This is a genomic window from Streptomyces sp. NBC_00210 (genome assembly GCF_045160975.1).
In the GTDB taxonomy this organism is placed as follows: Bacteria; Actinomycetota; Actinomycetes; order Streptomycetales; family Streptomycetaceae; genus Streptomyces.
This window is the reverse complement of the sequence record NZ_CP108120.1, coordinates 3,018,780-3,031,484: the sequence shown is the minus strand read 5'-3', so window position 1 is coordinate 3,031,484 and position 12,705 is coordinate 3,018,780. Positions and strand designations below refer to the sequence as shown.

General features: G+C 69.9%; 13 protein-coding genes. 10 read left to right on the top strand and 3 right to left on the bottom strand.

Annotation, left to right across the window (positions count from 1 at the left end):
• The first annotated feature begins 8 nt into the window (after positions 1-8).
• Together OG729_RS13570 and nudC are read left to right on the top strand one after the other, a co-directional pair.
• Positions 9-1,421 carry a dipeptidase gene (locus OG729_RS13570; protein ID WP_360873532.1) on the top strand — a complete coding sequence of 471 codons (1,413 nt, stop codon included), beginning with the start codon at positions 9-11 and terminating at the stop codon, positions 1,419-1,421.
• A 32-nt stretch (positions 1,422-1,453) separates the two neighbouring features.
• On the top strand, positions 1,454-2,410 hold the full coding sequence (gene nudC / locus OG729_RS13565) for an NAD(+) diphosphatase (protein ID WP_405806230.1): 957 nt from the start codon (positions 1,454-1,456) through the stop codon (positions 2,408-2,410).
• A gap of 81 nt (positions 2,411-2,491) precedes the next feature.
• Here nudC and OG729_RS13560 read toward each other — a convergent pair whose 3' ends face one another.
• A complete protein-coding gene (locus OG729_RS13560) occupies positions 2,492-2,734 on the bottom strand; it encodes a mycoredoxin (RefSeq protein WP_404724215.1) in 243 nt (80 codons plus the stop codon).
• 184 nt (positions 2,735-2,918) lie between these two features.
• Between OG729_RS13560 and OG729_RS13555 the strand changes: the two genes are divergently transcribed.
• The 5 genes from OG729_RS13555 (at position 2,919) to OG729_RS13535 (ending at position 6,785) form a co-directional block, all read left to right on the top strand.
• Positions 2,919-5,102 (top strand): ATP-dependent DNA helicase UvrD2, encoded by a 2,184-nt coding sequence (locus tag OG729_RS13555; protein WP_405806228.1) that lies wholly within the window; start codon positions 2,919-2,921, stop codon positions 5,100-5,102.
• A gap of 165 nt (positions 5,103-5,267) precedes the next feature.
• A complete protein-coding gene (locus tag OG729_RS13550) occupies positions 5,268-5,594 on the top strand; it encodes a hypothetical protein (protein ID WP_405806226.1) in 327 nt (108 codons plus the stop codon).
• A 170-nt stretch (positions 5,595-5,764) separates the two neighbouring features.
• Positions 5,765-6,133, top strand: a complete 369-nt coding sequence (locus OG729_RS13545; protein ID WP_360873518.1) for a WhiB family transcriptional regulator — start codon at positions 5,765-5,767, stop codon at positions 6,131-6,133.
• Complete coding sequence (locus tag OG729_RS13540) at positions 6,130-6,453, top strand: hypothetical protein (protein ID WP_405806225.1); 324 nt, start codon at positions 6,130-6,132, stop codon at positions 6,451-6,453. The genes OG729_RS13545 and OG729_RS13540 overlap by 4 nt, the downstream gene beginning before the upstream one ends.
• A gap of 131 nt (positions 6,454-6,584) precedes the next feature.
• Entirely contained in the window at positions 6,585-6,785 is a 201-nt protein-coding gene (locus tag OG729_RS13535; protein WP_307661257.1) for a hypothetical protein, read from the top strand.
• Positions 6,786-6,818: 33 nt separating this feature from the next.
• Here OG729_RS13535 and OG729_RS13530 read toward each other — a convergent pair whose 3' ends face one another.
• The gene (locus tag OG729_RS13530; protein WP_405806222.1) at positions 6,819-8,183 is read right to left on the bottom strand and encodes an ABC1 kinase family protein; all 1,365 of its coding nucleotides are present in this window, start codon (positions 8,181-8,183) and stop codon (positions 6,819-6,821) included.
• Between the two features lie 65 nt (positions 8,184-8,248).
• On the bottom strand, positions 8,249-9,397 hold the full coding sequence (locus tag OG729_RS13525; protein ID WP_360873509.1) for a ThiF family adenylyltransferase: 1,149 nt from the start codon (positions 9,395-9,397) through the stop codon (positions 8,249-8,251).
• 237 nt (positions 9,398-9,634) lie between these two features.
• Here OG729_RS13525 and OG729_RS13520 point away from each other — a divergent pair, with 237 nt between their 5' ends.
• From OG729_RS13520 to OG729_RS13510, 3 genes are all read left to right on the top strand, one after another.
• Positions 9,635-10,258: a M48 family metallopeptidase gene (locus OG729_RS13520; RefSeq protein WP_360873507.1), complete on the top strand. Its 624-nt coding sequence runs from the start codon at positions 9,635-9,637 to the stop codon at positions 10,256-10,258.
• Between the two features lie 108 nt (positions 10,259-10,366).
• Positions 10,367-11,992: a TerD family protein gene (locus OG729_RS13515; RefSeq protein WP_405806220.1), complete on the top strand. Its 1,626-nt coding sequence runs from the start codon at positions 10,367-10,369 to the stop codon at positions 11,990-11,992.
• Between the two features lie 13 nt (positions 11,993-12,005).
• Positions 12,006-12,686 (top strand): AIM24 family protein, encoded by a 681-nt coding sequence (locus tag OG729_RS13510; RefSeq protein ID WP_360873501.1) that lies wholly within the window; start codon positions 12,006-12,008, stop codon positions 12,684-12,686.
• The last annotated feature ends 19 nt before the right edge of the window (positions 12,687-12,705 follow it).

Here is a 12,705-nt window from a genome sequence, read left to right as displayed (position 1 = left end):
TCAAGTGCATGAGCGACACCCCGGACAGCGCCGTCCGTACGTACATAGAGCGGCACCGCGCAGCCTTCCTCGACGACCTTGCCGACTGGCTGCGCATTCCGTCCGTATCGGCACAGCCCGACCACGCGGCGGACGTACGGCGCAGCGCCGACTGGCTCGCGGCCAAGCTCAAGGAGACCGGCTTCCCGGTCATCGAGGTCTGGCCCACGCCCGGCGCCCCCGCGGTCTTCGCCGAGTGGCACTCCGGCGACCCGGACGCACCCACCGTTGTGGTCTACGGCCATCACGACGTCCAGCCCGCCGCCCGCGAGGACGGCTGGCACACCGACCCGTTCGAGCCGCAGACCGTCGACGGCAGGATCTACGCCCGTGGCGCGTCGGACGACAAGGGCCAGGTCTTCTTCCACACCCTGGGTGTACGGGCCCACCTCGCCGCCACCGGCCGCACCGCGCCCGCGGTCAACCTCAAGTTGCTGATCGAGGGCGAGGAGGAGTCGGGCTCGCCGAACTTCCGCGCCCTCGTCGAGGCGAACGCCTCCCGGCTCGCCGCCGACGCCGTGATCGTCTCGGACACCGGCATGTGGTCCGAGACGACTCCCACCGTCTGCACCGGCATGCGCGGCGTCGCCGACTGCGAGATCGAGCTGTACGGCCCCGACCAGGACATCCACTCCGGCTCCTTCGGCGGCGCGGTCCCCAACCCGGCCACCGTCGCCGCCCGTCTCGTCGCCGCGCTGCACGACGCCGACGAGCAGGTCACCATCCCCGGCTTCTACGACGGCATCACGCCGCTGACCGACGCAGAGCGCGAGTTGTTCGCGGAGCTCCCCTTCGACGAGGCGTCCTGGCTGAACACCGCCAAGTCGCACGGCACGCTCGGCGAGGCCGGGTACTCCACGCTGGAGCGCGTCTGGGCCCGCCCGACCGCCGAGCTGAACGGCATCGGCGGCGGCTACCAAGGCCTCGGCGGCAAGACGATCATTCCGTCGTCGGCCCGGCTGAAGCTCTCCTTCCGGCTGGTGGCAGGCCAGGACCCGGACCGTGTCGAAGAGGCCGTCCGCACCTGGGTCGCAGCCAGGATTCCCGCCGGCATCCGCCACGAACTGACCTTCGGCGCCTCGACCCGCCCCTGCCTGACGCCGCTCGACCACCCCGCCCTGCAGTCGGTCGTACGGGCCATGGGCCGGGCCTTCGACGGGCAGAAGATCCGTTTCACCCGCGAGGGCGGCTCAGGCCCCGCCGCGGACCTGCAGGACGTCCTTGAGGCGCCCGTGCTGTTCCTGGGCATCTCCGTACCGTCCGACGGCTGGCACGCGCCCAACGAGAAGGTCGAGATCGACCTCCTCCTCAAGGGCGTGGAGACGACCGCACACCTGTGGGGCGACCTCGCCGCCGCCCTGAGCCGAACGTCGCTGAACTGACACCCAATCCACCCGGGGGAGTTGGAAGTACCGTGAGCACCAACAGCTACGCCGTCCCAGACCGCCCGATCGGTCTCACCGCGCCGAGCGGCATCGACCGCGAGGCACACCACCGCCTCGATGAGGCCTGGCTGGCGGCGGCGTGGAGCCACCCGACGACCCGGGTCTTCGTGGTCTCCGGCGGTCAGGCGCTGGTCGACGACACCCCCGACGGCCGCACCGAGCTCGTCATGACGCCCGCCTTCGAGGCCCCTGTCACCGAGACCCACCGCTACTTCCTGGGCACCGACGAGGACGGTGTGCGGTACTTCGCGCTCCAGAAGGATGCCCTCCCCGGCCGTATCGACCAGTCCGCGCGTCCCGCGGGGCTGCGCGAGGCCGGACTGCTGCTCGGCCCGCGCGACGCGGGCCTGCTGGTGCACGCCGTCGCGCTGGAGAACTGGCAGCGGTTGCACCGCTTCTGCTCGCGCTGCGGCGAGCGCACCGTCATCGCGGCCGCGGGTCACATCCGCCGCTGCCAGGCGTGCGGCGCCGAGCACTACCCCCGTACCGACCCCGCCGTGATCATGCTCGTCACCGACGAGGACGACCGCGCGCTGCTGGGCCGCCAGTTGCACTGGCCGGAAGGGCGCTTCTCCACGCTCGCGGGCTTCGTCGAGCCGGGCGAGTCGATCGAGCAGTCGGTGCGCCGGGAGGTCTTCGAGGAGGCGGGAGTCAGCGTCGGCGAGGTCGATTACGTCGCCAGCCAGCCCTGGCCCTTCCCGTCGAGCCTGATGCTCGGCTTCCTGGCGCGGACCGATCCCTCGGGGTCCTCCGAGATCAATGTCGACGGCGAGGAGATCCACGAGGCGCGCTGGTTCTCCCGGGACGAGCTGCGGGCCGCATTCGAGTCCGGGGAGGTGCTGCCTCCCTTCGGGATCTCGATTGCGGCCCGCCTCATCGAGCTCTGGTACGGCAAGCCGCTGCCGAAGCCCGGAGATGTCGCTTAGCGACTGCTCGGCGATCGCTGAGCAACCGGTGATCGCTGAGCTGTCGGTGATTGTTGAGCTCGGTGATTGCTGAGCTGTCGCTCAGACGCCGATCTTCTGCTTGACCTGGGCCAACGAGGGGTTGGTCAGCGTCGAACCGTCCGCGAAGAGCACGGTCGGCACGGTCTGGTTGCCCCCGTTGGCCTTCTCGACGAATGCCGCGGAGTCGGGGTCCTGCTCGATGTTGATCTCGACGTACGTGATGCCCTCCCGGTCCATCTGGCTCTTCAGCCGACGGCAGTAGCCGCACCACGTGGTGCTGTACATCGTCACAGTGCCCTGCATCGTCTCTCTCGCTCCTCGGTCTCGTCTCGCTGTGTCATCGGGTGTGCTCGATACGTGTTCGCTTGTGCGCACCGAGTAGGTGAACGTACGCGAACTGGCCACCATTCCCGCATTAGTACGACTGCCCCCGCCCCCCTGTGGACAACGGCCCCAGCCACCTCCCGGGACCTGGCAGCATGGCGGTGTGACAGCAGCAACGCACTCCTCCCTTTTCCCGCAGGTCCCCGAGTCGGCGGACGCGGTGCTCGACGGGCTCGACCCCGAGCAGCGCGAAGTGGCGACCGCCCTGCACGGTCCGGTGTGCGTGCTGGCAGGTGCCGGCACGGGCAAGACGCGCGCGATCACCCACCGCATCGCGTACGGCGTGCGCGCGGGCATCGTCCAGCCCTCCAGTGTGCTGGCCGTCACCTTCACCAACCGCGCCGCGGGCGAGATGCGCGGCCGGCTCCGCCAACTCGGCGCCGGCGGCGTCCAGGCCAGGACCTTCCACTCGGCCGCGCTTCGCCAGCTCCAGTATTTCTGGCCGAAAGCGGTCGGCGGTGAGCTGCCCCGGCTGCTCGACCGCAAGATCCAGCTGGTCGCCGAGTCCGCCGCCCGCTGCCGCGTCCGGCTCGACCGCAATGAGCTGCGGGACGTCACCAGCGAGATCGAGTGGGCCAAGGTCACCCAGACCGTGCCCGCCGACTACCCGGCCGCGGTCGCCAAGTCGCACCGCGACGCCCCGCGAGACCCGGCGGAAATCAGCCAGATCTACGGGATGTACGAACAGCTCAAACGCGACCGCTCAGGCATCGACTTCGAGGACGTTCTGCTGCTGACGGTCGGGATCCTCCAGGACCGGCATGACATCGCCGATCAGATCCGCCGCCAGTACCAGCACTTCGTGGTGGACGAGTACCAGGACGTGAGCCCCCTCCAGCAGCGGCTCCTTGAGCTGTGGCTGGGAGACCGGGACAGCCTCTGCGTGGTCGGCGACGCCAGCCAGACGATCTACTCCTTCACCGGAGCCACCCCCGACCATCTGCTGAACTTCCGCACCCGCCACCCCGACGCGACCGTTGTCAAACTGGTCCGCGACTACCGCTCCACCCCGCAGGTCGTCCATCTCGCCAACGGCCTGCTGAGCCAGGCCCACGGCCGGGCCGCCGAGCATCGCCTCGAACTGATCTCGCAGCGGGAGGCCGGCCCGGAGCCCGCCTACACCGAGTACGCGGACGAGCCGGCCGAGGCCGAGGGCACGGCCCGCCGTATCCGCGACCTGATCGCCGCGGGCGTCCCGGCCGGTGAGATCGCCGTGCTGTACCGGGTCAACGCCCAGTCGGAGGTCTATGAGCAGGCGCTCGCCGACGCCGGAGTCCCCTACCAGCTGCGCGGCGCCGAGCGTTTCTTCGAGCGCCAGGAGGTGCGGGAGGCCGGCGTCGCCCTGCGCGGCGCGGCCCGGGCTGGGGGCAACGACTCGCTGCTCGACGACGCCGAGGACCTCCCCGCCCAGGTCCGGGCCGTGCTTTCGACGAAGGGCTGGACCACCGAGCCGCCCGCCGGTTCCGGGGCGGTGCGCGATCGCTGGGAGTCGCTGGCCGCGCTGGTCCGCCTCGCCGAGGACTACGCCCGGGCCAAGCCGGGCGCGACCCTCGCCGATCTGGTGACCGAGCTGGACGAGCGCGCCGCGGCTCAGCACGCCCCCACCGTTCAGGGCGTCACGCTCGCCTCGCTCCACTCGGCCAAGGGCCTGGAGTGGGACGCCGTGTTCCTGGTCGGGCTCACCGAAGGCATGATGCCGATCACCTACGCCAAGACCGAGGGGCAGGTCGAGGAGGAGCGGCGGCTGCTCTATGTCGGCGTCACCCGGGCGAGGCTCCATCTGTCCCTGTCCTGGGCGCTGTCCCGCTCACCGGGCGGCCGCGCCTCCCGCCGCCCCACCCGCTTCTTGAACGGGATGCGACCGGGTTCCGTGGCCCCCGGTGCACGCGGCGCGGGTGGCGCGCGTGGCGCGGGCGGCGTCGAGCGCGGCAGCGGCGGCCGCCGCAAGCGGCGCAGCCCTGTGCTGTGCCGGGTGTGCGGCAAGACGCTCACCGATGCGGGTGAGATGAAACTGATGCGGTGCGAGGACTGCCCCTCCGACATGGACGAGGCGCTGTACGAGCGGCTTCGCGAGTGGCGCTCGGACCAGGCGAAGGAGCTGGGCCAGCCCGCGTACTGCGTGTTCACCGACAAGACCCTGATGGCGATCGCCGAGGCCGTGCCGGGTGACGAGGGCGAGCTGGCCGGGATCTCCGGCGTCGGCGGGCGCAAGCTGGAGCGTTTCGGCGCCGATGTGCTCGCCATCTGTGCAGGTCAGGAGCTTGAGGGTGCCGACGAAGAGGACTGATACAAACTCGTCGAGAAAATAGTTTGCGCCCGCCCCAGCACGCCCCATAGGTTCTTAACCACGGGAACAGCGACTTCTCTGAAGCCCTGTCCTCGTGCTGTACTTATCCGAATACGCGTGATCGGCCCCGGCCGGTCCTCGAGACGCCGAGAGGAGGCGATTCCAGTGATCAGCATCAAGACCCGCTTCACCAGCACCGACAAAATGACCGATCGCTCGGTCGTCTCCGCCTGCTCGCTCGGCTTCTCCGCGGCGCTCAACGGTACCGGTGTGTCCGGCATCTCCGCCGTGCGTCCGGTCTCCGGTCTGGGCGGACTCCCCGTCCTGGAGCGCAATGAGCGACAGACCAAGGCACTGGAAGCAGCAGTAGCAGCGGCAAAGGCTCGGGCCTATGCCTTTGCGGCGGCCAGTGCCGGCACCAAGAAGCAGCAGACGCAGCACCACACGATGTGGGCCTTCCGTGGGCTCGAACCCTGGAGTGATCCAGCCTGATCCAGATCAGGCCGGCGCCTTCAGGGCCGCGGAACCCCACCCGGGATCCGCGGCCCTTCTGTTTTCCCCGAACGGGGATGCCAGAGCGAAGGGGCCTCGGGACAAGAAGCACCCGGTACCAGCCGACACCCGGCCAACAAGCCGGACCGACCAGACGAGGAAAGACCACCGTGCAACTCGAAGCGCACGCCCCGTCCGTACCGCCTTCCGAGACCATTCCCCCGCCCGCCCTCACGGAGGACTCCACCTTGACTCCGCTCACTGCGCTGACCGCGCTCGACGACGCCATCGAGAACCTCGGCGTACCCGTCCCCTGCCGTGCCTACGACCCGGAGGTCTTCTTCGCCGAGTCCCCGGCCGATGTCGAGTACGCCAAGTCCCTCTGCCGCACCTGCCCGCTGATGGAGGCCTGCCTCGCGGGCGCCAAGGAGCGGCGTGAGCCGTGGGGCGTCTGGGGCGGCGAGCTCTTCGTCCAGGGCGTGGTCGTCGCCCGCAAGCGGCCGCGTGGTCGCCCGCGTAAGAACCCGGTCGCGGCATGAACGCCATCGGAACCATCGACCGACCCGTCACGCACGATCCCCAGAAGCTGGCCCCAATGACCCCTTCCATGAGCGAGCCGTCCGGCTCCGCGACCTCAGACGTCACCACCACCGGCGCGAACGCCTCGCGTCAGAACAGGACCCGTGAGATGCAACTCATCCCAGAAGCCATGGCACGTGCGCATATGCACGAGCGCCTGCGCGAAGCCAACGCGGAACGCCAGGCCGTGCGCCTGATCGCCGCCCGGAAGATGCAGCGCCGCGCCGAGCGTGTCTCGATGCGCGCCCGCCGCGCACTGGCCATGGCGGTCATGCACTGACCGCACACATGCACTGACAGCAGAAGCAGAAGCAGACCCGCGGGGGCCGGTCCGAACGGACCGGCCCCCGCGGTGCGTTGTCCCGGTGCGTTGTCCCTGCGGCCGGTCCCCTGCGGGGTTATCGTCACGAGGTGGACCAGCAGCAGACTCCTCACCCTGCGCAGCCGGGTGCCGAGAGCATCGTGTGTTCCCACTGCGGCGCCGTCGCCGAGGGACCACCGCCCACCTGGACCTGCTCCGTGGAGAACGGCACTCGTCACTACTTCTGCGACGACTGCGCACGCGCCAACATCAGAGCGATCGAGGGCAGGCTCGACTCCGCCTGGTGGTGACGGCCACGCGTCGACCAGGTCCCGCTGACCGGATCAGGCCTGCGCCTCGACCGCCTCGCCGTCCTCCTCGACGTCCGCCAGAAACCCGGGGAGCCAAGAGTCCAGCTCGTCGCGCAGCCGCACCGTAGCGTTCAGCTGGCACAGCACGCCGATCGTGCTCAGCGTCACGCGGTGTATGAGCAGATACGAGGGCGGCAGATTGAGCTGCTTGCCCAGCTGATGGGCGGGGGAGCGGATATCGGCGATCCGGGCCGCCTGATGGCGCATCCAGCTCCGGGTGAAGGTGAACTCCTCGGCCTCCGCGGGCTCGATGATCGGCAGCAGATACGCGAGCACGGCGTCGGGGTCGAGCTTTATGGCCTCCTTGACGAAGCCCGCCTCGCGCAGCAGCTCGTAGACCGCTTCGGCCTCGCCCTCGAGGGTCATCCGCAGACAGTCGCCGATGGTCCCCGGCAGCCCACCGGGCAGCCGGTCCACGGTGCCGAAGTCCAGCACCCCGAGCCGCCAGCCCTCGCGGTCCTCGTCGGGAAGCAGCCGGAAGTTCCCCGGGTGCGGATCGGCGTGCAGCAGCCCCGTGCGCGCCGGACCCGAGAACAGGAAGCGGGCCAGCAACTGCCCCGCCCGGTCCCGCTGCTCGTCCGTGCCGTCGGCGATCACCTCGGCCAGCGGGATCCCGTCGATCCACTCGGTCACCAGCACTTGGTCACACTGATGGACCACGTCCGGCACCACAACATCCGGGTCGTCCGCGAACTCGGCCGCGTGCTCCCGCTGTGCCTGCGCCTCCAGCTCGTAGTCCAACTCCTCCGACACCCGGTCGCGGAGCTCGGCGATCAGCGGCTTGATGTCCATCCCCGGGATCAGCGGACCGAGCAGTCGGGCGAACCGGCTGAGCTGCGTCAGATCGGACAGCAGCGCATCCCCCGCCCCCGGGTACTGCACCTTCACCGCGACCTCGCGCCCGTCGTGCCACACCGCCCGGTGCACCTGACCGATGGACGCGGCGGCCGACGGCTTGTCCTCGAAGTTGAGGAACAGCTCCCGCCACTCCTGGCCCAGCCGCTCCGTCAGGACCGCGTGGACCGTGCGCGTCGGCATCGGGGGCGCCGCGTCCTGCAGCTTGGTGAGAGCCGCGCGGTAGGGGCCCGCGATCTCCTCGGGGAGCGCCGACTCGAAGACGGACATGGCCTGCCCGAACTTCATCGCACCGCCCTTGAGCTCACCGAGGACCTTGAAGAGCTGTTCCGCCGTGCGCTGTTGCAGCTCTCTCGCCACTATCTCCGCGGACTTCCCACCGATCCGCTTGCCCAGACCCCACGTGGCACGGCCGGCGAAGCCCAGTGGCAGCGCGGCCAACTTGGCGGTCCGGGTGACCGCCTTCCGGGGAAGATCAGACATGCGCCCCTCCAAATCCCAGACAGCCGTGCCGCGTTCGCCTGATGGCTTTACCTCACTGACGGCGGTCACCCGGCCATTGTCTCGTGCGACGGCCCGAACCCTGAGGTGTGCCCCCTCTCACTTTTCCCGGCTGCCCTGCAGAGGCAGTCGAGGTGCGGTGTGATCGTCTCCGACCGCCAGTCCAGCAGAGGCAGGGATGTCTCCCACCGCACTCCCGTGCTCGCGGGCAGCTCCCCGTCGAGAAACGACAGCGCGTGAGCCGCCGTCATCCCAGCCACCGCAGTGGCCAGGGCAATATCGCAGGCCGGAGCCGCGCTGCGACGGCCGCCCGAGCGCCACTGTGCGAGCAGCCTCGCCCTGCCCGGGTCGCGCTCGGCCCGGCGCAGCTCCAGGCAGCCGGCGCAGGCCGTGCCGCCGGGCAGCACCAGCGGGCCCACCACGCCTGAGGCTTCGACAACTCCCGCATACAGATGGGGTGTGCCGGTGGTGATCCAGTCCTCGGCCGCGGCCGGCTCGGGCGCATAGGCCGCAAGCCCGTCCCGTGGAGCCACGACGACCAGCGAGAGGCCGGGCTCGGCCCCGGCCGATGCCGTCGCCGACTCGGCCGCGCGCGGCGGGCGGTCCGGCGCGGACCGCCGCACCAGCTGCCGTGCTGCCGCGTCCCGCCGTTCACCGACGGCCTCCGGCGGCAGGCCGCCGGGGGCCACGTCCCACGGCTGCGCACATCCGCCGTCCAGCACCTCGACCCGGCCCACTCCGGAGGCGGACAGCACGGCGGCGACCGTCGCACCCACCCGGCCGGCGCCCCGGACCTGGACGCGCATCGCGCGCCTCGCCGCCAGGCGCTGCATTCCGGCGCCCGGTTCCGGATGGACCACGGACAGCGATGCCAGATCGGGGCGCAGCCGGTCGAGCGCGCCTGCCCGTTTCCGTAACGCATCGGCCGCAGGTCCGCCGGCCGTCGGATCGTCGAGCAGTCCGGCATTCGCCAACCGCTTGACCAGAGCATCCACTTGTCCCTCGGGCAGACCTCTCACCCGTGCCTCCTCGCGCAAGAGGGGCAACCCCCGTGTGCCGTCCAGCAGCTCCAGCAGTGAGCCCGTCGCCGTGTCCACCGGGCCGACGGCCACCGCATGCGCAGGAGTCACCCCGAACTGCACGGTCTGCCGCTCCCGCCATGCCCGCCTCAGGGCAGGCTTCACCATCGGATGCATTTCCACTTCCCCGTTCCCCCGATCCCCCGTCGAAGTGTTGTGAAGGTCTTGTCGGATCTCTGCGCAAGATCTGCGGACTGATCTGCTGTCAGAATGCACGGTCCCGCCGACAGCTGTGAAAAGTTGTCCACAGGCACCCGGTATTAGTCGTTCAAATGGTGCACGCCATGGAGTGGATCATGCTCGAACCGTCCCGGAGTCGGGACTTCCCCCACTGACAGCGGGTAACGTCGGGGCGTGTCCGTCGACCCTTCCCCTCGCCTCGCTGGGGAGACCCCACCGCACAGCTCCGGGAGTCAACAGCGCAGCGCGATCAGCCGCCCGTCCCGCGGATCGGGGACGAGTGCGGTCGAGGTCCGCAGGAGCGCCCGGCGCAGCAGAACGGTCTCCGCCTATCGGGAGGGTGACCGGACCATCGTCCTCATTCCCGCCAGGATGTCGGAGGCGGAGGAGCGGCGCTGGGTCACCGTCATGCTCGACAAGCTCGCCGCGCAGGAGTCCAAGCGCATCCTGGGCGACGCCGAACTGACCGAGCGTGCCGAGCGCTTGTCCGCCCAGTACTTCGATGGACGGGCAAGACCGACATCCGTGCGATGGGTGACGAATCAGAACACCCGCTGGGGCTCCTGCACCCCCGCGGAGGGCAGCATCCGCCTGTCGCACCGTCTGCAGGGCATGCCCGAGTACGTCGTGGACTATGTGCTCGTCCATGAGCTGGCCCATCTTCTCGTGCCGGGACACGGGCCGCGGTTCTGGCGGCTGCTGGAGGCGTATCCCCGTACCGAGCGGGCCAGGGGCTATCTCGAGGGCGTCGTCGCCGCCGACCGGCTGCCTCACCTTCCCGCCGCGCGCGGAGAGTGATGATCGACGGTCCTGTACCGAATGGGTACCGGCTTGGCTCAATGTCGCACTCAGCCGTTAGCCTGGCGCGACGTAATCATATTTCGGGATGGGGGACGGTCGTTACGCATGGCCAGGGAATTCCAACGCGGCCACAAGGCCAAGATCAGTGATCTCACGCCGGGAACAGATCTGTACGTAGGTGTGCAGATCGCCGCTCCTGGTTTGACCTTCGACATCAGCTGCTTCGGACTCGACGCCAACGAGCAGCTTTCGGACGACCGGTACTTCATTTTCTTCAACCAGCCGAAATCGCCTGAGGAGTCCGTTCAGCTGCTCGGCGCACAGTCCGGTGACACCGAGTCCTTCCGTGTCACCCTGGACCGCATTCCGGCCAACATCCACAAGCTCTCGTTCACAGCGACGATCGACGGCGCCGGGCAGATGTCGCAGGTCGGCCCCGGGTACATCCGCATCGTCGCGGGCGGCGAAGAGGTCGTGCGGTACGCCTTCACCGGTTCGGAGTTCAGCACCGAGCGCGCGGTGATGCTCGGCGACTTCTACCTGAAGGACGTGTGGCGCTTCGCCGCCGTCGGCCAGGGCTTCGACGGCGGACTCGACGCGCTGCTGAAGAACTTCGGCGGCGAGGTCGCCGAGGAGCAGCCGGCCGCACAGCAGCCGCAGGGCGCCGCTCCGTCGTTCGCGCCGCCCCCGCAGGCGACCGCGCCCCCGGCGTTCGGCGCGCCCGCCGCGCCGCAGATGCCTCAGGCCCCCCAGCCCGCGCCCTCCTTCGGCGCACCGCCTGCTCCGGCCCCGGCGCCCGCTCCTGCGCACAACCCGCAGATGCACGCCGCGCCCACCATCGCGGCGCCGATGACCCCGCCGGGCGGCACCGTTCCGCCGCCTCCGCCCGCCCCCTCGCCGTACGGACAGCCGCCCCAGCAGCCGCAGTACGGCCAGGTCCCGGGGCAAGTCCCGGGCCAGCTGCCGGGCCAGGTCCCGCCGGGTGCGCCTTCGCCGTACGGACAGCAGGCACCGTCCCCCTACGGACAGCAGCAGCCCGCCGGCATGCCCCAGGGAGTCCCGCAGGCCGGCGCCGGTCTGCAGGCCGCCCTCCAGCCCTACCGCGAGACCCCCACCGGTCAGCGCTGGACGCCGCAGAACCAGCAGCTCATGCGGGTCGATCTGACCATGGGCGGCACGCCCGTCCTGGCCCGCCAGGGCAGCATGGTGATGTACCAGGGCAAGGTCGACTTCAGCTACAAGGGCGCCGGTTTCGCCGGTCGCATCGTCGGCAACGCCACCGGCCAGGAGATGCAGTTGATGCGCTGCTCCGGCCGCGGCCAGGTCTTCCTCGCCGAGAACGGCGCGCATCTGCACACCATCGAGCTGCAGGGCGACGGCATCTGTGTCTCCGCCGAGAACGTGCTCGCGTTCGACGAGACCCTGCAGCACGAGGTGCGCAGGATCGAGGGCCACGGCATCCCCGGCGGCGCGCTGTTCACGATGATGTTCCACGGCACCGGCACGGTCGTCGTGAAGACCCACGGCGTTCCCGTGGTCCTGCCGGTCACGCCGACGACGTTCGCCGACTGCAACGCCGTCGTCGCCTGGTCGGCCGCGTCCCAGGTCATCCTCTCCAGCCAGGTCCGGCTGCGTCGCAACGCATACCCGGGACACAGCGGAGAGACCGTCAATCTCCAGTTCCGGGGTGCTCCCGGGAACTTCATCGTCGTCCAGCCGTACGAGGTCTGAGGGAGCCCGAAGAATGAACCAGCAACTCGCGGGCTTCGCCCCGACCCCGATCGCGGCCCGGATGGAGAACCACGGCCGCGCCATGCTCAAGGTGGCCATGGCCGGCGGCCAGGACCTGTTCGCACGCACCGGCTCGATGGTCGCCTACGAAGGCTTTGTGCAGTACGAGCCGAACCCGCCCGCCGTCCGCCAGATCGCGTCCCAGTGGGTGACCGGCGAGGGCGCGCCCATCATGAAGTGCTCCGGCGACGGACTGCTCTACCTCGCCGACTACGGCGCCGATGTCGTCGTCATCAACCTCAACAACGACTCGCTCTCGGTCAACGGCACCAATCTGCTGGCCTTCGACGCGCACCTGCAGTGGGGCGTCGAGCGGGTCAAGGGCCTGGCCAAGTTCGCCGGCCAGGGCCTGTGGAACATCGAGATCTCGGGCACCGGCTGGGTGGCTCTCACCTCGCGCGGCACGCCGATCGTCGTCGACTGCGGCCGCGGCGAGGACGAGACGTACGTCGACCCGGATGCCCTTGTCGCCTGGTCCCCGAACCTCAAGGTGAAGGGCAAGCGCAGCTTCAAGGCATCCTCGCTGATCGGGCGGGGCAGCGGAGAGGCCTACCAGATGGCCTTCTCGGGCCAGGGCATCGTCGTCGTACAGCCGAGCGAGGACAGTACCGACCGCCTGCGGATCCGGAACTGAGGGGGAGCGAGAACACACC